Origin of the sequence: Streptomyces sp. NPDC101234, from assembly GCF_044767525.1 — a bacterium.
In the GTDB taxonomy this organism is placed as follows: Bacteria; Actinomycetota; Actinomycetes; order Streptomycetales; family Streptomycetaceae; genus Streptomyces; species Streptomyces sasae.
In genome coordinates this window covers 46,210-67,657 of record NZ_JBIWOA010000050.1, presented here as the reverse complement: position 1 = coordinate 67,657, position 21,448 = coordinate 46,210, and the positions used below count along the sequence as shown (strand labels likewise).

The following is a 21,448-nucleotide window of genomic DNA, read 5'->3' as shown; positions in this document are numbered from 1 at the left end:
GTGGCCGTCAACAAGGACGCCGAGGCCCCGATCTTCGAACTGGTCGACTTCGGCGTGGTCGGCGACCTCTTCGACGTCGTCCCCCAGCTCACCGACGAGGTCAAGGCCCGCAAGGGCTGACCGCCGCCAGGCTGTCCGAGGCCCCCGTGACCGGAACCGGTCACGGGGGCCTCGTCGTGTCAGCGCAGGACCCGTGTCAGCGCAGGCTGAGGGAGACCTGCACGGGCAGGTGGTCGCTCGGGAACTGACCGTGCATCGAGAAGGTGTCGATGGTCGCCTGATGCGTGGTCACCTCCGGCGAGGTCAGGATCCAGTCGATACGGTCGCCGTTGCGCTTGAGCCGGTGGAAGCCGTGGAACGTCGCGTACAGGGTGCTGCGCCGCTCCGCCGCGTCCCAGGCGTCGACGAGACCCGAGCCCACCAGTGTGGTGTAGGCCGCGTTCTTGTGCGCGGCGGCGTTGAAGTCGCCGGTCACCACGACCGGCAACGCGGGGTCGAACTCCGCGATCCGTTGCGTGAGCAGGGCGGCGCTGCGCTCGCGCGCGTACTGGCTCCGCTGGTCGAAGTGGGTGTTGGCGACGTAGAACTCCCGGCCGTCGTCGGCGAGATCGCGGAAGCGGACCCAGGTGACGATGCGCGGGAAGTTGGCGTTCCAGGTGTTGGAGTCGATGACCTCCGGGGTGTCGGAGAGCCAGAAGGTGTAGTGCTCGACCGGGGCCAGGCGCCGCACGTCGTAGTAGATGGCGGTGGACTCGTCCCGGCTGCCGCCCTCGCGGCCGGTGCCGATCCAGTCGTAGTGCGGTCCGAGGTCGGCCTCGATGTCGCGCAGCTGCTGGTAGAGGCCCTCCTGGGTACCCATGACGTGGGGGTGCGCGCGGCGCAGCAGTTCGCGCATCACGGGTCTGCGGTCGCTCCAGCTGTTGGGTTCGGCGGTGCTCGCGTAGCGCAGGTTGTAGGTCATGACGTCGAGCAGGGGCGCGCGACGCGGCGGGGCCGAGGGGGCCGCCCGGCCGGACCGCAGGGCAGCGGACGGGGTGGAGGAGGCGGACGAGACGGAGATGGCACTGGAGAGGGGCACGGTGACCGCCGCGGCCAGGAGGACCTGCAGGCCCAGACGGCGGGTGACTCGGCGCTGGTTCGGCACGGAGGCTCCTTCGGTGGCGACGGCCGGACGAGTCGTGCGGGAGGCGAGTCCTGCGCAGAGAGTGTGCTACCCAGGTGTGTGATGAACGTGAACATGCCCAGATGGGGGCGTGTCGTCCCGTGGACATGGTGTTGACCGTCCCGAAGGCACCCGGATAACTTCATTCAACGGATTGTTGATTCCGTACAGTGGAAAACAGGAGGGTCTGGGATGGGTCAGGGCCAGCAGGAGAAGGTGGCGACGAGCCTCGCCGGCGCCATCAGCGAGGAGATCAGCGCCTCCCTCGCCCCGGTCGACGCCGAGCTGGAGCGCCGCTACCCGGGCGACCCCGGCACCCGTCAGCCCGTCCACACCGTCTACGTCCCCGGCGACGCCTTCGCCGCCGACACCGTCCGCTCCTGGGGCGACCGGGCCCTCGCCGCCCTCGACGAACACGCCCCCGACGCCGCCTCGTTCGCCGCCGTCCTCGGGCTGCCCGACGACCTCGCCGAACCCGTCCACTCCCGCGTCCGCGCCAAACTGGAGCGCGAGCCGATCGAAGACCTGCGCGTCGACTTCGAGGACGGCTACGGCCCCCGCCCCGACGCCGAGGAGGACGAGACGGCCGCCCGTGCGGCGCGGCTGATCGCCGAGGCGTACGCGACGGGTACGGCGGCGCCGTACATGGGCATCCGGATGAAGTGCATGGAGGCCGCGGTGCGCGACCGGGGCATCCGCACCCTCGACATCTTCCTCACCGGGCTGATGGCCAACGGCGGACTGCCCGACGGACTGGTGCTGACCCTGCCGAAGGTGACCTACCCCGAGCAGGTGAGCGCCTTCGTACGGCTCCTGGAGGCCTTCGAGAAGGCACACGGCCTGGCGCCCGGCCGGATCGGGTTCGAGATCCAGATCGAGACCAGTCAGGCCGTCCTCGCCACCGACGGCACCGCCACCGTCGCCCGGATGATCCAGGCCGCCGAGGGCCGCGCCACCGGACTGCACTACGGCACCTTCGACTACAGCGCCTGCCTCGGTGTCTCCGCCGCCTACCAGTCGAGCGACCACCCGGCCGCCGACCACGCCAAGGCGGTCATGCAGGTCGCCGCCGCGGGCACCGGCGTACGGGTGTCGGACGGCTCCACCAATGTGCTGCCGGTCGGCCCGACGGCCCAGGTGCACGACGCCTGGCGGCTGCACTACGGCCTCACCCGCCGTGCCCTGGCCCGCGCCTACTACCAGGGCTGGGACATGCACCCCGGCCACATCCCGACCCGGTACGCGGCCGTCTTCGCCTTCTACCGCGAGGGCTTCGAGCAGGCGGCCGCCCGCCTCGCCCGTTACGCCGACCGGGCCGGCGGTGACGTCATGGACGAGCCCGCCACGGCCAAGGCCCTCAGCGGCTATCTGCTGCGCGGTCTCGACTGCGGCGCCCTCGACATGGCCGAGGTGGCCCGGCCGACCGGTCTGACCCGGGCCGGTCTGGAGGGCTTCGCGGCGCCTCGGCGCGGCGACCTCACGGCCTCCGGCAACTAGCTCGTCGCGGCCAAGTCACAGCTTTCTCAGGCTACTTGAACCGTCCCTGTCACCGACCCGTAGTCTGGTGCGCCATTGGCAGATGTGTGTCAGGAGCGGGGATTTGGTGTCGGGTTCGTACGGACAGGGTGACGGGACCGGTCGCCTGCTGGCCGGGAGATACCGGGTGACGGCCCGGCTCGGGCGCGGGGGCATGGGCGTGGTGTGGCGGGCGGTCGACGAGGTCCTCGGCCGCGAGGTGGCCGTCAAGGAACTGCGTGCCTATACGGACAGCGCCGGACCCGAACTGGCCGATCTGCGGATGCGGATGCAGCGCGAGGCGCGGGCCGCCGCGCGGGTGCGCCATCCCGGCGTGATCGTCGTGCACGACATCGCCGAGGTGGAGGGCAGACCGCTCATCGTCATGGAGCTGGTCGACGGCCCCTCCCTGGACGACGTGCTGCGCGAGCGCGGCACCCTCGTCCCGCGGGAGGCGGCCCGGGTCGGTGCCGAGGTCATGGAGGCCCTGGCCGCGGCCCACCGGGTCGGCGTCCTGCACCGCGACGTCAAGCCCGGCAACATCCTGCTGGACCGCTCGGGCCGCGTCGTCCTCACCGACTTCGGTATCGCCACCATGGACGACCCCGGCGACGGCTCCGCCACCCATCTGACCCACAGCGGCGAACTCGTCGGCTCGCTCGACTACCTGGCCCCCGAGCGGGCCAGGGGCGCGGACCCCGGCCCGGCCTCCGACATCTGGGCGCTCGGCGCCGCCCTGTACGCGGCCGTGGAGGGCGCCTCGCCCTTCCGCCGGACGTCCACGTTCTCGACGCTCACCGCGATCATCGACGAGCCCCTCCCCGAGCCCCGCCGGGCCGGCTCGCTCGCCCCCGTCCTCCGGCGCCTGATGGACAAGCGGCCCGACTCCCGGCCGGGCGCCGAGGAGGCCTGCGAGCTGCTGCGGGCCGTGTCCCGGGAACCGGTCGCGGACGTGCCGACGACGACTCTGCGGAAGCGGGCGGGGTCGGTGCCCGAACCGGGCGCGCCCGGGGCGGCGCTTCCGGGATCCGGACCTGGATCCGATCCTGCCCAGGGATCCGCCGAGGGGCCCGGCCGGGAGGCCTTCGCCGAGGAGCCCGCGGAGGAGCCGGTCAACGGGGCTGTCGAGGGGCCCGCCGAGATGTCCGGCGAGGGGCCCGCCGAGGTCCCCCTCCGACGGCCTGCCGAGGCGCTCGCCGAGGGGGCACCGCAACGGGCCGGTGAAGTGCTCGCAGAGGCGGCCGAAGCCCGGAGGGCCGGTCAGCTGCCACCTGCCCGGGAATCCGTCGACGGATCCGGCCGTGCGCTCGCCGAGATGTCCGGCGAGGGGGCGGCCGAGGCATCCGCCGAGGTTCCCCTCCGGCGGCCTGCCGAGGCGCTCGCCGAGGGGTCCCTGCGGCGGTCCGGCGAGGTGCCTGCGGAGGCGGCCGCCGCCCAGGAGGCCGGTCGGGCGGTATCCGACCGGGAATCCGCCGGGGAGGCAGGCCGGCTGTTCGCCGAGGGGCCGGTCGAGAGGCGCGGTGAGGTGCCTGCCGAGGGGCAGGCCGAGGTGCCTGTCGAGAGGTCTCCTTCCGGGGCCGGTCAGGCGTTCGCCCAGGTGGCGGAGGCCCAGGGTGTCGGTCCGGTGTCCGGTCCCGCGCCCGCCCACGGTTTAGGCACCGCGCCCGGACCCGGTGGTCCTGACGGCCCGTCGGAAGCCACCCCTCCCCGTCGCGTCGGACGCCGGGCCGGGCGGCTCGCCGCGGTTGCCGTAGGTGTCGTCCTCGCGACGATCGGACTGACCGTCGCCCTGCTGAACGACAAGGGCCACCCGGCGAAGCCGGACGCGGCCCCGGCTCCCTCGATTCCGGCGAACGTCTCGGAGAGCGCCCGCCGCACCGGGGCCGGGCAATCGGCCGAGGCGAATGCCGTGGGGCAGGGCCAGGAGACGCGCACCGCTCCGACCGGCGACCCCACGCCCCCCGAGGCCGGCGGACCGAGGGCCTCCTCCTCCGCCTCGGCCCCGGGGAGGGCCTCCAGTCCCAGCCCGTCCACCGTCTCGGGCACGCCGACCGCCACGCCCACCGCCACTCCCGCCCCGGTCTGCCTGTCCACAGGCGCCGGCACGTACACCTGCCAGGTGCAGAGCGCCGCCAAGTCCTACACCGCCGACGGCACGAAGGCCGGCAAAGTCCTCCCGGGCGCCCACGACTTCTACTGCCAGGTCGACGCGGGCCGCCGGGCCACCCACGGCACACGGACCAACGTCTGGTGGGCCAGGACCGACGACGACAGCGGCAACACCGGTGTGTACATCAGTGACGTCTACATCGAGGGCGGCGACAACGACGAGCCGGTCCCCGGGCTCCCCGTCTGCTGACCGCCGACGTACCGCTCCAGGCCCGAGGCGACCGCCCACCTCCGCTCGGCGAACAGCCGGGTGCCCTCACGGCACAGCACGGCGTCCGCCCGCGCCCGTGTGCAGAACTCCTCGGGCGTCACGCCGAACAGCTCCCTCAACTCGACGCTTTCGGCGAGGAGTCCGGTGAGCAGGGCACGCTCGCCGGGGTGGCGGCGGGGCGTGCCCGTGCCGTCGTGCAGGACGCCGTGCCGGTTGACGTAGGCGTGGACGCCGGGGAGCGTCGTGCCGTCCGCGAGGTCGACGCGTACGTCCGGCGCGGGCAGCCAGGCGCGGCCGAAGTTGCCGTCGGGCAGCGGTACACCCTCGCTCGCGTCGATCACCTCCAGCTGCCGCCCGTCCAGCCAGACGACGAACAACTCCCGTACCGTCGCAGGGGATTCGACCGGGGATGCGGAGACATAGCCGAGGCGGCTGACATGCGCGGAGACGCCCACGTCGAGCCCGGTCACCCGGGTGCGCACCATGGGGATCGACCCGCTCACCCCGAACTCCGCCATCTTGTGCCGGAGTTGGGCGGGGGAGGCGTTGGAGCCGACCGCGAGGACCGGTACCCGGCCGTCGTCGTACACCAGCCGGTCCAGCGGCGACAGCCGGTCGCCGTCGAGAAGGGCCGAGTCGGCCGGCCAGGCGCCGGGGTAGGCCAGCGGATGATCGCGCGGTGCCTCGTCGAGACCGAGTGCCGCGAGCGTACGGCCCGTCACGGGCGGCTCACTCCGCCGGCGGCAGCTCGCCGGAGCCGCGGGTGACCAGCCGGGTCGGCAGCTCGATCCGCTCCGGTGCCAGGAGCGTGCCGTCCAGCTGGCGGAAGAGCCGCTCGGCGGCCGTACGGCCGAGCAGGGCCGAGTCCTGGGCGACGACGGTGAGCCCCGGGTGCAGCAGATCGGCGAGTTCGATGTCGTCGAAGCCGACGAGCGCGACCGGGCGGCGCTGCTCGGCCAGCACCCGGATCACGGTGACGGTGACGCGGTTGTTGCCCGCGAAGATCGCGGTGACCGGCGCCGGGCCGAGCAGCATCTCCTCGGCGGCCCGGCGCACCCGCTCCGGGTCCGTCATGCCGAGCGAGGTCCAGGCGCCGTCCACGTCTATCCCCGCGTCCTCCATCGCCGCCAGATAGCCCCGCAGGCGTTCCGCCGCCGTGTGGATACGGGGCATGTCACCGATGAACCCGATCCGGCGGTGCCCGTGCGCGATCAGATGGGCGACGCCGTCGCGGGCACCGCCGTAGTTGTCGGAGAGCACCACATCGGCATCGATCTTCCCGGCCGGGCGGTCCACGAACACCGTGGCCACGCCCGCCCGTATCTCCGGCTCCAGATAGCGGTGGTCGTCCCCGGCCGGGATCACCACCAGCCCGTCCACCCGCCGCGCGCAGAGCGCCAGCGCCAACTCCTGCTCCCGGTCCGGGTCCTCCGCGCTGGAACCGTTGATCAGCAGCGCGCCATGGGCCCGGGCCACCTCCTCGACCGCACGGCTCAGCGGGCCGTAGAACGGGTCGGCGAGGTCCTCCAGGACGAGGCCGATGCTCGCGGTACGGCCCTTGCGCAGCACCCGCGCGCTGTCGTTGCGGCGGAAGCCCAGCGCGTCGATCGCCTCCTGGACCCGGCGTTCGGTGTCCGGGGTCACCCCGGGCTCGCCGTTGACCACCCGGGACACCGTCTTGAGGCCTACGCCGGCCCGCGCTGCCACGTCCTTCATCGTCGGCCGGGTCCCGTAACGGGAGCCGGGAAGACGGTCTGCGCGGCGGGAGGTCTCGGGCACGATGCGGCGTCCTGTCCTGTCGTCCACGGGGGGATGCAAAGGTCCATGGGTCTGTATGAGGATGTGGCGTCGAGCATAGAGCCTGGACAACGTTGTCAGATGCGAGGGAGACTGTCCACCGCAATCTCCGGCCTGCGCCCCCACCGCTTGACCGGCTCATGCCTTCACTCGGCTACTCATGGTTGACGGGGAGATCTGACTCTGATGCACACCGACCTCGTGGCGGCCCTCGACATCGGCGGCACCAAGATCGCCGGCGCACTGGTGGACGGTCACGGACGGATCCAGGCGCGGGCCCAGCGTGCTACGCCCGCCCAGCAGGACGGCGAGACGGTCATGGGGGCCGTCGAGGAGGTGGTCGGCGAACTCGCCGCTTCACCCCTGTGGGAACGTGCCGGCTCGCTCGGTATCGGCAGCGCGGGCCCGGTGGACGCGTCCGCAGGCACCGTGAGCCCGGTCAACGTACCGGGCTGGCGGGACTTCCCGCTCGTCGAGCGGGTGCGGGCGGCCACCGGCGGGCTGCCGGTCGAGCTGATCGGCGACGGCGTCGCCATCACGGCCGCCGAGCACTGGCAGGGCGCGGCCCGCGGCCACGACAACGCGCTGTGCATGGTGGTGTCGACGGGCGTCGGCGGCGGCCTGGTGCTCGGCGGCAAGCTGCACCCGGGCCCCACGGGCAACGCGGGCCACATCGGCCACATCAGCGTGGACCTCGACGGGGACCCGTGCCCGTGCGGGTCGCGCGGCTGTGTGGAGCGCATCGCGAGCGGGCCCAACATCGCGCGTCGGGCGCTGGAGGGCGGCTGGCGGCCGGGGCCGGACGGCGACACCTCGGCGGCGGCGGTGGCGGCCGCGGCCCGGGCCGGCGACCCGGTCGCGACGGCGTCCTTCGAGCGGGCCGCGCAGGCGCTCGCGGCCGGGATCGCGGCCACCGCGACCCTGGTCGAGATCGACATCGCGGTGATCGGCGGGGGCGTGGGCAAGGCGGGGGACATCCTCTTCACGCCGCTGCGCAAGGCCCTCACCGACTACGCGACGCTCTCCTTCGTCCAGCGCCTGACGGTCGTGCCCGCCCAGATGGGCACGGACGCGGGCCTGGTGGGCGCCGCGGCGGCCGCGCTGGCCCGCAGGCCGGACGCGACCGCCGCGGGGGTCTGAGGGCGCCCCGGGGTCCGACAGCGGGCGGAGGGCGTCGCCGGAACGTTCAAGCCCGGCCGGCCTGGGTTCAGGTCCGGCCGGCCGGGCTCGTTCTGGGCCCCGCCGCCACGGCTCCGAGCGGGTGATGTCGTGAGTTCTCGGCGGTTGATCCGTGAGTTCTCGGCGGGTGATCCGCGAGCTGTCAGCAGGTGATCCGCGCGGCCGCCCAGTCCGCGTGGTCGGAGGTGATGCCGTTCCCGCCGTCGGTGACGACCAGCCGGACCACCTCGGCGCCGGTGACATCGGCAGTGAGGGGCCGCGCGGGCATGTCGGTGGTCAGTACGCCGGTCGAGGCGACCTTCGTGCCGTCCGCCCAGACCTCGAAGGCGACGGACCCGTCGGCGGCTTCCTCGTCGTCCACCCCGACGTCGGCGGTGACCTTCTGGCACGCCTTCCCGGTGTAGTACGCGATGTCGCTCGGGGCATGGGTGCCGAGCCCCTTGGCGTACACCACCCCGCCGATGGTGATCGGATGCCCGTCGCCGGCGTTGTACTCGCCATTGCTGGTGTCGCGCTCCACCGGCCCCCAGCCGTTGCTGCTCGACAGCCAGGGCAGGTCGCTGAGATAGGAACTCCCGGCGGGCGGAGGGTCGGCCACGGTCATCGTGACGGTCATCGCGTGCTCGGTGCGCACCCCGGTCGGCGACCGGTAACTCGCCCTGAGATCCAGGTCGTACGACCCCCTCGGCGTCCCCTCGGGCGCGGTCACCCGCCAACCGGTGCGCAGGGAACGGCCGGTCGGCAGTGCGGCGGCCTTCGCCGGCGAGGTCGCCCTGACGGTCCAGCCTTCGGGTCCGGTGAGCGAGACGGCGACCTTCTCCGCCGTGGTGCGGCCCAGGTCGGTGACCGACGTGGTGACCGTGGCCGCCTTGCCAGGTTCGACGAACTGGCTCCCGTCCAGGCCGAGTTCGACGGCCGGCGGGTTCGCCGCCCAGCGCCGGTCGGTGGCGATCCGCACGAGGACCGTGCCATGGGCCGGGACGATCGCGGAGACGGTGCCCGCGGTGTTGTAGCTCCGGTGCTGCCACAGGTCGCGCAGGGTGTAGGCGGGGGCCTTCGGCAGGCCGACCGCCGTCGCGGACGTGGCGATGCGCTGGGGCGAGTCGGTCTCGTTGAAGAGGGCGACCGCGCGGCTGCCGTCCTGCATCTCCTTGGCGACGACCCAGCGCCCGTACTCCGAGGAGACCACCGTGCCCTGCTTGCCCAGCGGGTCCTGGTCGACGGCGATGACCTCCTTGTTGTCCAGGATGTCGAAGGTCGCCGGGGAGGCCTTGCGCAGGTCGGTGCCGATCAGGAGGGGCGCGGCCATGACCGACCACATCGAGAAGTGCGAGCGGTACTCGGTGTCGGTCATGCCGCCGTTGCCGACCTCCAGCATGTCCGGGTCGTTCCAGTGCCCGGGACCGGCGTAGGGCGCGAGCGGCAGGTTCTGCTTGAGGATCGACACCATCGAGCCCCAGCTGTCACTGATGTCCCCGGTGGTCCGCCAGAGTTGCCCGACGCCGGCGGCCCACTCCCAGGGCTTGTTCTCGCCCCATTCGCAGATACTGAACACGATGGGCCGTCCGGTCGCCTTCAGGGCGTCCCGCATGGTGAGGTAGCGCTGTTCGGCGTCCACGCCCTGGTTGTTGCAGTTGTCGTACTTGAGGTAGTCCACGCCCCAGTCGGCGAACTGCTGCGCGTCGCTCCGCTCGTGGCCGAGTGCGCCCGGGAAGCCCGCGTCGTTGCAGGTCTTGGTGCCCGCGCTGGTGTAGATGCCGAGCTTCAGCCCCTTGGAGTGCACGTAGTCGGCAACTGCCTTGATCCCGTCGGGGAACCGGGCCGGGTCCGGGACCAGCTTGCCGTCCGCGTCCCGATCGGGCAGCGCCCAGCAGTCGTCGAGGTTGACGTACTGGTACCCGGCGGCCTTGAGGCCCTTGGCCACGAAGAGGTCCGCGATCCCTTCGACCATGGCCGCATCGAAGTCCGCGGAGCAGTGCGTGGAGTTCCAGTTGTTGAAGCCCATCGGCGGGGTGAGGGCGAGTCCGTCGCCGGGGGTGGCGGAGCCGGTTCCTCCGGCCGCGGCGGGTGCGGCGAGGCCTGCCGTACACAGCAGTGCCGCGGCCAGTGCTCCGACCACTCTTCGGCGGATCGTGCGGGCATGAGGGCGACGCATCGTTACGTTCCTCCGACTCGCGACATGCATGACGCCATGTACGCGCCATCGCTCTGCGCGATTACGGTAGGACGTGTCGGAGTCTGTTGGAAAGGGATCGGTCACGATCGTTCGGCATCTCGACCCGGACTGGCCTGGTCTGGACCGGAGAGACGCAGGTCATCCGATGTTCTGCCCGTCCGGGCGGAATTCGTGGACGACCTCGATCGTGCCGACGATGTGCGCGTTGAACTCGTCCAGTTCCTCGGCCGGCACCCACAGCTCCAGGATCGTGCTGCCCCCGGCCTGCCGGACCGGATAGCGGCCGGCGAACTCCGCGTCGACCTCGAAGCGGGTCACGAAGCCCGCGCCGTCGTGCTTGACGTTCCAGTCCCGGGCGATCCTGATCGCGTAGTCCTCGTTCAGCACCGGGTAGAAGATCGGCTGCTCGGGCAGCCGCGGCGGCCACGCGCGCCACTCCAGCTCCCGGACCAGCGCGAGCTCCACGGGGCCGGTGGGGCGCCAGAGGGTCGTGGTCGGTCGTGGGCTGGTCATGATGGCGTACGGCTTCCTGTGCGGGTCGGACCGCGGGCGGCGGCCGGTCGGGAGCCCCGACGCTACCGGCGGCGCGACCGCCCGGGCCACCCGGTTTCGGTGCCGGGGTGCTGTGTCGCTCCCCTCGCGGCTTCGGCCGTGATCCCGTTGCCGGTTCGGCCGTGACCCTGTCGCGGGTTCGCCCGTGACCCCGGGCCGTTCGGGCAGTTGAAAGGGGCATGAAGAAGCGCAGCATGCTCGCCATCGCCAGTCTGGCCACCGGATTCGTCGTGGCCGCCATCACCCCGTCCCACGCGGCCGGCCACGACGGCCCGCTCGGGGACCTGAACGTGTCGGACACCCTGGACCACGCCCACCACATCGTGAGCCAGGACAGCTTCCAGGCCGACGAGAGCCTGCTGGGGCAGGAGTAGCCCGGCCGGGCCCATGTGAGCGGCGGTGCCGGTGTTCCCCCGAGGAGACACCGGCACTCCGGCTGCGCGCCCTCAACGCGAACTGGTTTCCGTGGCAGTGTGGAGCGGGCAAGCCACAGGGGGCCAACAGAATGAGGGGGAGTCCGTGATCGTCTGGGTCAACGGCGCGTTCGGTGCGGGGAAGACCACCACCGCACGTGAACTGATCGAACTGATCCCGAACAGCACGTTCTTCGACCCCGAGGTCATCGGCGGCACACTGACACACCTGCTGCCGGCCAAGCACCTCGCCGAGGTCGGCGACTTCCAGGATCTGCCGATCTGGCGACGACTGGTGATCGACACGGCGGCCGCGATGCTCGCCGAGCTGGGCGGGACCCTGGTGGTGCCCATGACCCTGCTGCGCCAGGAGTACCGCGACGAGATCTTCGGCGGCCTCGCCGCCCGCCGGATCACCGTCCGGCATCTGTGCCTCACCCCGGCCGAAACGATCCTGCGCAAGCGAATAGCCGGGCGGGAGATCCCGCCCGACCTGCCCGACGGTGAGATGCGCGTCCGGCAGTGGTCGTACGACCACATCGAGCCCTACCGCACCGCCCTCGCCTCCTGGATCAGTGCCGACGCCCATCTCGTCGACACCAGCGCGCTCACTCCGTACGAGACGGCGGTGCGGATCGCGGAGGCGGTCGGGAGCGGCGAGGCGGCGGTATGCGACATAGTGCAGACCCCCGAACCCACCGCCGAGACCATCGCCGCAGGCGTCCTTCTCTTCGACGAGGAGAACCGCGTCCTGCTCGTCGACCCCACCTACAAGGCCGGCTGGGAGTTCCCCGGCGGTGTCGTCGAGCCCGGCGAGGCCCCAGCCCGGGCGGGTGTGCGCGAGGTCGAGGAGGAGACCGGGATACGGCTGGGGGAGCTGCCGCGACTGCTCGTCGTCGACTGGGAGCAGCCCGCCCCGCCCCGTTACGGCGGCCTGCGGTTGCTCTTCGACGGCGGCCTGCTGGACTCGGCCGAGGCGGGGCGGCTGGTGCTGCCGGGACCCGAACTGCGCGACTGGCGCTTCGTCACCGAGCAGGAGGCCGCCGAGATGCTGCCCCCGGTCCGCTACGAACGGCTGCGCTGGGCGCTGCGCGCGCGTGAACGCGGCGCCGCGCTCTATCTGGAAGCCGGTGTCCCGGTCGGTTGACATGGCCTGACGAACTGTCAAGTCTCCACCATCCCAGTGAGGTTGGCGGGGACTTTGGCAGTTAGGGGGCGTGTGTAGAGGACTTTGCCCGGGGCTGGGGATTCCTAGGGCTGAGCGAGGGGGAATTGAAGCCGTCCCGGTATGAACAAGAACGTGAAGGAGGTACACAAACGCTCTACCGTCGGTGCGCAGCTCAACTTCCTTGCGGCCGCTGGCCGCCGTGCAAAGGCCGGACATCCTCCGGTCGAAGGAGGGACATGCGCGCGCACTCTTCGGCCCTCACAAGGGGACTCGCACTGACCGCCGGGCTCGTCCTGGCGCTCGCCGCCTGCAGCAGCGGGGGAGGTGGCGGGGGCAGCGGCAGCAAGGGCACCTCGGCCGGTCTCACGTCCTGCTCCACCCAGGGCAAGGCCGACACCTGCAACTCCGCTGCCACCAAGGCCGGCGGCACATTCACCTACGTCATCGAGAAGAACGTCCAGCAGTGGAACGTGCAGGACACCAACGGCAACACCTTCGAGAACGCCGAGGCGCTGAGCCCCGTGCTGCCCCAGGTCTTCGTCCCGCAGCCGGACTTCAGCGTCAAACTCAACACCGACCTGGTGACCTCGGCGACCCAGACCAGCGCCAGCCCGCAGACCATCGTCTACAAGATCAACCCCAAGGCGTCCTGGAACGACGGGACCGCGATCAGCGCCGACGACTTCGTCTACTACTGGCGCACCAACGACGGCAAGGACTGTCCGCCGCCGCCCGCCAGCGACGCCACCCAGACCAAGGGCTGTCTGCCGCAGAGCACCGCCGGCTACGACCGGATCAAGTCGGTCACCGGCTCCGACGGCGGCAAGACCGTCACCATGGTGATGTCCAAGCCGTACTCGGACTGGAAGTCCCTGTTCGGTGCGGGCTATCCGCTCTACCCGGCCCATGTCGCCGAGAAGCTCTCCGGCGCGACAGCCGGTGACGCGGCGCACATGACGGCCGCTCAGATGACCCAGGGCTGGCAGTACTTCCAGAAGAACCCGCCCACCAAGTACGCGACCGCGGGCCCGTACAAGATGACCGAGTGGGTCGACAACGACCACGCCACCTACGAGCCCGACCCGAAGTGGACGGGCCAGAAGGCCACCCTGCAACGGCTGATCTTCAAGGTGATCTCGGACGCCACCCAGGAACCGATCGCGCTGCGCAACAACGAGGTCCAGGGCATCTATCCGCAGCCCGAGGTCGACCTCGTCAACCAGGTCAAGGCCATACCCAACGTCACCTACACCATCGGCAGCGGGCTGACCTGGGAGCACTTCGACCTCAACCTGCACAACCCGGTGCTCGGCAAGTACGTGGCACTCAGGCAGGCCATGTTCACGGCGATCAGCGTCAAGGACATCATGGCCAAGACGGTCGCCCAGTTCGATCCCGCCGTGAAGCAGCTCTACAACCACAACTACGTTCCCGGGCAGGCCGGTTACCAGGACGTGGTCAGCGCCAGCGGCCAGGGCTCCGGTGACCTCACCAAGGCCAAGAAGTACCTCACCGACGCCAAGTTCACCGGAGTGGGTACGGCCCTGAAGACCCCCGACGGCAAGGCGGTCGGACCCTTCAACTGCCGCTACACCACCGGCAACCAGATCCGGCAGAGCGAGTGCCAGATCCTGCAGAGCGACCTCGCCAACCTCGGCGTCAAGGTCACGATCAAACCGATCGGCGCCGCCGACCTCGGCACGGTCCTGGCCGGCCACCAGTACGACATCATCGTCTTCGCCTGGGTCGCCTCGCCCTTCCCGACCAGCAACGCCCAGCAGACCTGGTCGACCGGGGGCGGCGGCAACTACGGCGGCTACAGCAACAAGCAGGTCGACTCCCTGATCACCCAGGCCATCGGCGAGACGGACTCGGCCAAGGCCGCGTCGCTGCTCAACCAGGCCGACCAGCTCATGGTGAACGACGCCTACGTGCTGCCGCTGTACCAGAAGCCGACCTTCCTCGCGGTACAGACCCGGTTCGTGAACATGCGCAACAACTCGACCAATGTCGGACCGCCGTACAACGTCGGCGAGTGGGGTCTCAAGAAGTAACCCCTTCCTGGGACCCAGTCGGATCCGATTCCCGGCCCCGGTGACCCCGGGGCCGGGCCTCCGCGAGAGAAGACCGCATGCTCGCCTACGCCGTGCGCCGCATTCTCGTCTCGATACCCGTCCTGATCGTCTCGACGTTCATCGTGTTCCTGGTCGTCGTCAACTCCGGCGACCCGGTGGCCAACTTCGCCACCTCGCGGCAACCCCCGCCCAGCAAGGCCGCCGTGACCGCCTTCGCCCGGCACATCCACGCCAATGAGCCGGCGGTGGAGCGCTACTGGAACTGGATCACCGGCGTCCTGCACGGCGACTGGGGCCCCTCCGTCCAGGCCAACTTCGACATCGGCCACGACCTGTTCACCCGCTTCCGCGTCACCGTCACCCTGGTCGCCGCCGCCATGCTGCTCGCCCTGGTGATGTCCGTCGTCTTCGGCGTGTTCAGCGCGATCCGCCAGTACAGCGCCGCCGACTACACCATCACCTTCTTCGGTTTCCTGTTCCTCGCCATGCCCGTGTTCTGGTTCGCGGTGCTGCTCAAGCAGGCCGGGATCTGGTTCAACCAGGAGACCGGCAGCCAGTTCCTCGGCACCATCGGTGAGAAGTCGCCGTACCTCGACGTGGACACCACCTGGAACGAGTTCACCGACCGTATCGGCCATCTCATCCTGCCCACGATCACCCTGGCCCTGGTCTCCTTCGCCTCCTGGACCCGCTACACCCGCGCCTCCATGCTGGAGGTCCTGGACAGCGACTACGTCCGCCTCGCCCGCGCCAAGGGGCTGCGGCGCGGCAAGGTGCTGACCCGGCACGCGCTGCGCACCGCGCTGATCCCGCTCGCCACGGTCACCGCCCTCGACATCGCGATCATCCTCGGCGGCGCGGTCATCACGGAGACGATCTTCCAGTGGCACGGCATGGGCGAGATGCTCGTCCAGGCCGCCACCACCCTCGACGTGTACCGGACCATGGCCTGGCTGCTGCTGTCCGCCGTCGTCGTCATCGTCTTCAACCTCTTCGCAGACCTCCTCTACGCCGTACTCGACCCGAGGATCCGCTATGACTGACATCGGGGCACTCGGGCCGACAGGCACCCAACCGGCGCACACGGACCACGAGTTCACCGTCGTGCAGCGCAGCCAGACCCAACTCGTCCTGCGCCGCTTCGTGCGCCACCGGGCAGCGATGATCAGTCTGGTCGTCTTCGTGCTGATCGTGCTGTGGGCGTTCGTCGGCCCGCACTTCTGGCACTACTCGTACGCCAAGTTCACCCCCGACAACTCCCAGCCACCGTCCTGGAAGCACCCGTTCGGCACCGACTCATCCGGGTACGACGCGTATGCCCAGGTGATGCGCGGCACCCAGACCTCGCTGAAGATCGCCATCCTGATCGCGCTGGGCTCCACCCTGGTCGGCTCGGTGTGGGGAGCGGTGGCGGGCTTCTACCGGGGGTTCGTCGACGCGCTCATGATGCGCATCGCCGATCTGGTGCTGACGCTCCCGCTGTTCGCGATCGCGCTGGTCATCTCCTCGCGCAGCGGCGGCTCCTGGTACTGGATCGCCGTGGTGATCGCGGGACTGACCTGGGCGTACGTGTCCCGGGTGGTGCGTTCGTCGGTGCTGTCGCTGCGCGAGAAGGAGTTCGTGGAGGCCGCCCGGGCGCTCGGTGCGTCGGACACCCGGATCATCTTCCGGCATCTGCTGCCCAACGCGCTCGGCCCGATCATCGTCAACGCCACGATCCTGGTCGCCACCGGCATCCTCACCGAGACCGCCCTGTCCTTCCTGGGCTTCGGTGTCCAACCCCCGGACACCTCCCTCGGGTTGCTGGTCGCCCAGGCGCAGACGGCGGTCGACACCCGGCCCTGGCTCTTCTACATCCCCGGCGCCTTCATCATCGCCATCGCCCTCACCATCAACTTCATCGGCGACGGGTTGCGCGACGCCTTCGACCCCCGGCAGCAAAGGGTGCGACAGTGACGGCCACCGACACAGGCAACGGCAACGGCGCGAGCGACGGCGTCAGCAAGGGCGTCGACAGGGTGGTGGGCAGGGGCGAGGAGTCCGGGGCCGTGCTGGAGGTCGAGGACCTGAGCGTGGAGTTCCCCACCGAGGACGGTGTCGTACGGGCCGTACGCGGCGTCGGCTACCGGCTGGAGCGGGGCGAGGCACTGGGCATCGTCGGCGAGTCCGGCTCCGGCAAGTCGGTCACCGCGCTGGCCGTGATGGGGTTGCTGCCCGGCTCGGCCCGGGTACGCGGCTCCGTGCGGTTCGACGGCACCGAACTGCTCGGCATGTCCGACGGCCGGCTGTCCGACGTACGCGGCAGCGGCATCGCCATGGTCTTCCAGGACCCGATGACCTCCCTCAACCCCGTCTACACGGTCGGCTACCAGATCGCCGAGACCCTGCTCAGACACAACCCCCGGCTCGGCAAACGCCCGGCCCGCGAACGCGCCGTGGAACTCCTCGGCACGGTCGGCATACCGAGCCCCGAACGGCGTGTCGACAGCTATCCGCACGAACTCTCCGGAGGTATGCGCCAGCGGGTCGTCATCGCCATCGCGATCGCCAACGACCCGGACGTGATCATCGCCGACGAGCCCACCACCGCCCTCGACGTCACCGTCCAGGCCCAGATCCTGGAGGCCCTGGAGACCGCCCGCGCCGAGACCGGGGCCGCGCTGGTCCTGATCACCCACGACCTCGGGGTGGTCGCCGGACACACCGACCGGGTCGCCGTCATGTACGCGGGACGGATCGTGGAGACCGGCTCGGTCGAGGACATCTTCTACACCCCGCGCATGCCCTACACCCTCGGCCTGCTCGGCTCCCTGCCCCGCCTCGACCGCGAGGAGGACCGTCTGACCCCCATCACCGGCTCCCCGCCCTCGCTGCTCAACCTGCCACCGGGCTGCCCCTTCGCCCCCCGCTGCCCGATGCGCCGGGAGCCCTGCGACACCACGGAACCGGCCCTGCGCCCGGCCGGATCCGACGCCCACCGCAGCGCCTGCCACTTCGCCGACGAACTCGTCGACACGGCGGCCGGCGAGGTCTTCGACGCCGTCGGCGCCGACACCGAGGCACTGGCCCGGTTCGCCGACCAGGAGGACGATGCCCGATGACCGCTCCGCTGCCCCCGCTGCCCGGCCACGGCGGCACCGGGGAACCCGTCCTCCAGGTCCGCGACCTCGTCAAACACTTCCCGGTGATGTCGAAGGGCGTCGTCCGCCGCCGGATCGGTGATGTGCACGCCGTCTGCGGGGTCTCCTTCGACCTGCACGAGAACGAGACCCTCGGCCTGGTCGGCGAGTCCGGTTCCGGAAAGACGACGATCTCCCGCACCCTGCTCCGCCTGGAGAACGCCACCTCCGGCACGGTCCGCTACCGGGACCACGACCTCACCGCACTGAGCAGACACCAGATGCGGCCGCTGCGACGGGAGTTGCAGATCGTCTTCCAGGACCCGTACGCCTCCCTGGACCCCCGGCTCTCCGTCCACGAGATCGTCGCCGAACCCCTGCGCATCCACGGCCGCTACGGCCCCGGCGCGGGCGACGAGGTGCGCGAACTGCTCCGGCTCGTCGGCCTCAACCCCGAGCACGGCAACCGATTCGCGCACGAGTTCTCCGGCGGCCAGCGCCAACGCATCGGCATCGCACGGGCGTTGGCGTTGCGCCCCAAGGTGATCGTGCTGGACGAGCCGGTCTCCGCGCTGGACGTGTCCATCCAGGCGGGCGTCCTGAACCTGCTCATGGACCTCCAGTCCGAACTCGGCCTGTCCTTCCTCTTCGTGGCCCACGACCTCTCCGTCATGCGCCATGTCGCCAGCCGGGTCGCGGTGATGTACCTGGGCCGCCTGGTCGAGATCGCCCCCGCCCGGCAGCTCTTCGCCAGCCCCGCACACCCCTACACCCAGGCCCTGGTCTCCGCGATCCCGCTGCCCGACCCGCGCAAGGAACGCGCCCGGAAACGGATCACCGTCCAGGGCGACGTCCCGAGCCCGGTCCGCCCGCCCAGCGGCTGCCGCTTCCGCACCCGCTGCCCCAAGTTCGCGGGCCAGCTCACGGACAGCGAACGCACGGCCTGCGTCGAACAGGTACCGGACCTGGTCGACCGGGGCGGTGGCAACCCGGTCGCCTGCCACTACGCGGAGAGCGTGCAACTGCTGTAGCCGTCCGGGTACGGAAACGGCGTCAGCCTGCTCTCCTGGCCCAGCCGCCGGAAGAAATCCTCCATACCCACGGTGAGCGGGGCGTGCCGGACCACCAAATCGGCGGCGCCCCGGGGGATCCCCTCGGGCCGCCGCCCGTCGGCGCAGGCGCGCACGAACTCCGTCCGCTCCTCACCCCGGTACCCGTACAGGGCGGTGACGAGCCAGATCACCAGGTGGTAGGAGGTGTACGCGCGGTCGTAGTGCCGATGCCGGTCGAAGAAGTCCCGCTCGTCGGGCGTGAGCCGGAAACGGGAGCTGAGCGAGAGTCCGAAGTCGGTGAGGTACAGCTCCCGGCCGTCGGTGAGGATGTTGCGGAAGTGGGCATCCAGATGCAGGAGCTGCCGTGTGTGGAGGAAGGACGTCAATTCCTCCAGTTGCCGCGCCACTTGGGCGCAGGCCGCATCCGCCCGGTCCGTGCGCAGTTCGGCGTCCAGCCAGTCGTGCAGGGTGGCCGGGAAGTGCTCCAGGAACAGGGTCATGCTCGCGGAGGCGTCCCGAAGACCCTCGATGCGTTCACGCAGGCCCGTCGAGCCGCCCCAATAGGCCACCACCTTCTCGACGTCCGCGAGTTCGTCGGGCAGCGGGTGGGCCGTGTCCGGCAGCACCCGCCAGTGGTGGAGCAGCGGGAAGCCGGGGAAGCGCCCGGTCAGTACCCAGTTCGTCGTCTCCGTGTGCGCGGCCAGCTCCCGCCAGGCGGTGAATCCCGGGCCGCAGACGGCGCCCATGCCGTAGTGGCAGTAGGGCGGCAGGTCGTAGAGGTTCGCGGTGGAGCGGACGTGCAGCGGGCCCCGCTCCCGGTCGGTCAGGGGGATCCGCTTCACGAACACCGCGCTGCCGTCCACCGTGATCCGCACGGCTCTGCCGCCGACCCCCGTGCCCAGCGACTCGCCCGCCGCGACCAGCTCGGCCAGCTCGACGTCGCTCAACAGGGCCAGGGAGGTCGCGATGTCGGCGTGGCCGGCGATACGGCGCGCGGTGTCGGTCATGCCTCCATGGTCACCGCGACGGCCCGTAGGCGTCCGCGGATTCACCCAGCCCTTGCGCTGCGTCCCCTGTCACCGGACCACCATGGCCGAAGCACGCCACCTCCGCCTCCAGATCGGCCAACCGCCGCAAGGAAGCGACGGCTTGCGCCCGGGGCGAGGTCGAACACCCCGATCAGCGTCGAGGTACCCGTCTCCGGGTCGGCCCAGAGGCGGGCCCGGCCCACCGGGAAGCGCAGCAGATGCAGCCGGGGGAGGAGCTCGATGACGTCCATACCCCGACCGTAGGAGGACCCCCGCCCCGGGGACGAGGGTCCTCTGCCGTCGGCAGAGCGGTTCAGCCCGCCGCGTACGGCTGCCCGCCGCTCACCTCAGCCGGCCGCGTAGTTCCGCAGGAACAGCGCCTCCGCCACCGACAGCCGCTCCAGCTCCTCGGGGGAGACGCTCTCGTCGACCGCGTGGATCTGCGCCTCCGGCTCACTGAGGCCGATCAGCAGGATCTCCGCCTGCGGGTAGAGGCTCGCGAGGGTGTTGCACAGCGGGATGGAGCCGCCCTGACCGGCGTACTGCATCGTCTCGCCCGGGTAGGCCACCGCCATCGCGTCGGCCATCGCCTGGTACGCCGGGCTGCTGGTGTCGGCGCGGAACGGCTGGCCCTGGCCGACCGGCTCCGTGGTCACCCGGGCACCCCACGGCGTGTGCGCCTCCAGGTGGGCCTGGAGCAGCTTGCTCGCCTCGGCCGCGTCCACACCCGGCGGCACCCGGAGGCTGACCAGGGCGCGGGCGCTCGCCTGCACCGACGGGGTGGCGCCGACCACCGGCGGGCAGTCGATGCCGAGCACCGTGACCGCCGGACGGGCCCAGATGCGGTCCGCTACCGAGCCGTCGCCGATCAGCCCGACGCCGTCCAGCACCTTCGCGTCCTTGCGGAACTGCCCCTCGTCGTACTCCAGCCCCTCCCAGCCCGTCTCCGGCGCGAGCCCGTCGACCGTCGTCGAACCGTCCGCCGCACGCAGCGAGTCCAGCACACGGATCAGCGCGGCCAGGGCGTCCGGGGCGGCGCCACCGAACTGCCCGGAGTGCAGATTGCCCTGAAGCGTGTCGATCTGGACACGCACCAGGGTCATTCCGCGCAGGGTCGTGGTCACGGTCGGCAGCCCGACGCGGAAGTTGCCCGCGTCGCCGATGACGATCGTGTCCGCCTCCAGCAGCTCGGGGTGCTGCTCGGCGTACCGCTCCAGACCGCCGGTGCCCATCTCCTCCGAGCCCTCGGCGATCACCTTGACGTGGACCGGGACACCGCCGTTCGCCTTCAGCGCACGCAACGCCAGCAGGTGCATGATCACACCGCCCTTGCAGTCGGCGGCACCGCGCCCGTACCAGCGGCCGTCGCGCTCGGTCAGCTCGAACGGCGGGGTGGTCCAGGCGGACTCGTCCAGCGGCGGCTGCACATCGTAGTGCGCGTACAGCAGGACCGTCCTGGCGCCTTCCGGCCCGGGCAGGCAGCCGTACACCGACTGTGTGCCGTCCGGGGTGTCCAGTACGGCGACGTCCACGAAGTCCTCGGCGCGCAGGGCGTCGGCGACCCAGTTCGCGGCGCCCTCGCTCTCGCTCTTCGGGAACTGGGCGAAGTCCGCCACCGACTTGAAGGCCACCAGCTCGGCGAGCTCCGCCTGCGCCCTGGGCAGCAGGGCGGCGACGGTCTCGGCGACCGGATTGGACGACATGGGCACGCTCCTCGTGGGTGCGACGTTCAACTGGTGAGTACATGGATCCTCCCACAGCGGCCTGCGGCGATCTCCGCCGTAGGATGCGGGGGGACAGGTGACAGGTGTCGGCTTATGGACGGACAGGAC

General features: G+C 71.0%; 17 protein-coding genes and 1 pseudogene. 11 read left to right on the top strand and 7 right to left on the bottom strand.

The window, feature by feature from the left end; genetic code table 11:
• A pseudogene (locus tag ACIRR9_RS49945) lies at nt 1–120 on the top strand (electron transfer flavoprotein subunit alpha/FixB family protein); the annotation flags it as partial.
• Between the two features lie 76 nt (nt 121–196).
• Here ACIRR9_RS49945 and ACIRR9_RS49940 read toward each other — a convergent pair.
• The gene (locus tag ACIRR9_RS49940) at nt 197–1,144 is read right to left on the bottom strand and encodes an endonuclease/exonuclease/phosphatase family protein (RefSeq protein ID WP_403766833.1); all 948 of its coding nucleotides are present in this window, start codon (nt 1,142–1,144) and stop codon (nt 197–199) included.
• A 210-nt stretch (nt 1,145–1,354) separates the two neighbouring features.
• On the opposite strand from ACIRR9_RS49940, the gene ACIRR9_RS49935 reads away from it, so the two are divergent.
• Together ACIRR9_RS49935 and ACIRR9_RS49930 are read left to right on the top strand one after the other, a co-directional pair.
• Nucleotides 1,355–2,659: a DUF6986 family protein gene (locus ACIRR9_RS49935; protein ID WP_403766830.1), complete on the top strand. Its 1,305-nt coding sequence runs from the start codon at nt 1,355–1,357 to the stop codon at nt 2,657–2,659.
• Between the two features lie 82 nt (nt 2,660–2,741).
• Nucleotides 2,742–5,036 carry a protein kinase gene (locus tag ACIRR9_RS49930; RefSeq protein ID WP_403766827.1) on the top strand — a complete coding sequence of 765 codons (2,295 nt, stop codon included), beginning with the start codon at nt 2,742–2,744 and terminating at the stop codon, nt 5,034–5,036.
• On the opposite strand, the gene ACIRR9_RS49925 is transcribed toward ACIRR9_RS49930, so the two are convergent.
• On the bottom strand, nt 4,982–5,779 hold the full coding sequence (locus tag ACIRR9_RS49925; RefSeq protein WP_403766824.1) for a hypothetical protein: 798 nt from the start codon (nt 5,777–5,779) through the stop codon (nt 4,982–4,984). The two genes, ACIRR9_RS49930 and ACIRR9_RS49925, sit on opposite strands and share 55 nt — an antisense overlap.
• Nucleotides 5,780–5,786: 7 nt before the next feature.
• Nucleotides 5,787–6,863 carry a LacI family DNA-binding transcriptional regulator gene (locus ACIRR9_RS49920; RefSeq protein WP_403766821.1) on the bottom strand — a complete coding sequence of 359 codons (1,077 nt, stop codon included), beginning with the start codon at nt 6,861–6,863 and terminating at the stop codon, nt 5,787–5,789.
• Between the two features lie 177 nt (nt 6,864–7,040).
• On the opposite strand from ACIRR9_RS49920, the gene ACIRR9_RS49915 reads away from it, so the two are divergent.
• Entirely contained in the window at nt 7,041–7,994 is a 954-nt protein-coding gene (locus tag ACIRR9_RS49915) for an ROK family protein (RefSeq protein WP_365341586.1), read from the top strand.
• Between the two features lie 181 nt (nt 7,995–8,175).
• Here ACIRR9_RS49915 and ACIRR9_RS49910 read toward each other — a convergent pair whose 3' ends face one another.
• Together ACIRR9_RS49910 and ACIRR9_RS49905 are read right to left on the bottom strand one after the other, a co-directional pair.
• The gene (locus ACIRR9_RS49910; RefSeq protein ID WP_403766818.1) at nt 8,176–10,188 is read right to left on the bottom strand and encodes an NPCBM/NEW2 domain-containing protein; all 2,013 of its coding nucleotides are present in this window, start codon (nt 10,186–10,188) and stop codon (nt 8,176–8,178) included.
• Nucleotides 10,189–10,347: 159 nt separating this feature from the next.
• Nucleotides 10,348–10,722: a hypothetical protein gene (locus ACIRR9_RS49905; protein WP_403766815.1), complete on the bottom strand. Its 375-nt coding sequence runs from the start codon at nt 10,720–10,722 to the stop codon at nt 10,348–10,350.
• Between the two features lie 218 nt (nt 10,723–10,940).
• On the opposite strand from ACIRR9_RS49905, the gene ACIRR9_RS49900 reads away from it, so the two are divergent.
• The 7 genes from ACIRR9_RS49900 to ACIRR9_RS49870 all read left to right on the top strand — a co-directional run bounded on the left by ACIRR9_RS49900 (nt 10,941) and on the right by ACIRR9_RS49870 (nt 18,567).
• Complete coding sequence (locus ACIRR9_RS49900; RefSeq protein WP_384566089.1) at nt 10,941–11,135, top strand: hypothetical protein; 195 nt, start codon at nt 10,941–10,943, stop codon at nt 11,133–11,135.
• Nucleotides 11,136–11,280: 145 nt separating this feature from the next.
• On the top strand, nt 11,281–12,321 hold the full coding sequence (locus tag ACIRR9_RS49895; RefSeq protein WP_403766811.1) for an NUDIX domain-containing protein: 1,041 nt from the start codon (nt 11,281–11,283) through the stop codon (nt 12,319–12,321).
• A gap of 257 nt (nt 12,322–12,578) precedes the next feature.
• Nucleotides 12,579–14,396: an ABC transporter family substrate-binding protein gene (locus ACIRR9_RS49890; RefSeq protein ID WP_403766808.1), complete on the top strand. Its 1,818-nt coding sequence runs from the start codon at nt 12,579–12,581 to the stop codon at nt 14,394–14,396.
• 77 nt (nt 14,397–14,473) lie between these two features.
• Complete coding sequence (locus tag ACIRR9_RS49885) at nt 14,474–15,460, top strand: ABC transporter permease (RefSeq protein ID WP_403766805.1); 987 nt, start codon at nt 14,474–14,476, stop codon at nt 15,458–15,460.
• Nucleotides 15,453–16,373: an ABC transporter permease gene (locus tag ACIRR9_RS49880; protein ID WP_403766802.1), complete on the top strand. Its 921-nt coding sequence runs from the start codon at nt 15,453–15,455 to the stop codon at nt 16,371–16,373. Before ACIRR9_RS49885 ends, ACIRR9_RS49880 begins: the two co-directional genes overlap by 8 nt.
• Nucleotides 16,370–17,518 carry an ABC transporter ATP-binding protein gene (locus ACIRR9_RS49875; protein ID WP_403766799.1) on the top strand — a complete coding sequence of 383 codons (1,149 nt, stop codon included), beginning with the start codon at nt 16,370–16,372 and terminating at the stop codon, nt 17,516–17,518. Before ACIRR9_RS49880 ends, ACIRR9_RS49875 begins: the two co-directional genes overlap by 4 nt.
• The gene (locus tag ACIRR9_RS49870) at nt 17,515–18,567 is read left to right on the top strand and encodes an ABC transporter ATP-binding protein (protein ID WP_403766796.1); all 1,053 of its coding nucleotides are present in this window, start codon (nt 17,515–17,517) and stop codon (nt 18,565–18,567) included. Before ACIRR9_RS49875 ends, ACIRR9_RS49870 begins: the two co-directional genes overlap by 4 nt.
• Here the strand turns inward: ACIRR9_RS49870 and ACIRR9_RS49865 are convergent.
• Nucleotides 18,540–19,595 carry a protein kinase family protein gene (locus ACIRR9_RS49865; RefSeq protein WP_403766793.1) on the bottom strand — a complete coding sequence of 352 codons (1,056 nt, stop codon included), beginning with the start codon at nt 19,593–19,595 and terminating at the stop codon, nt 18,540–18,542. The two genes, ACIRR9_RS49870 and ACIRR9_RS49865, sit on opposite strands and share 28 nt — an antisense overlap.
• 368 nt (nt 19,596–19,963) lie before the next feature.
• The gene (locus ACIRR9_RS49860) at nt 19,964–21,319 is read right to left on the bottom strand and encodes a dipeptidase (protein WP_403766790.1); all 1,356 of its coding nucleotides are present in this window, start codon (nt 21,317–21,319) and stop codon (nt 19,964–19,966) included.
• Nucleotides 21,320–21,448: the final 129 nt, after the last annotated feature.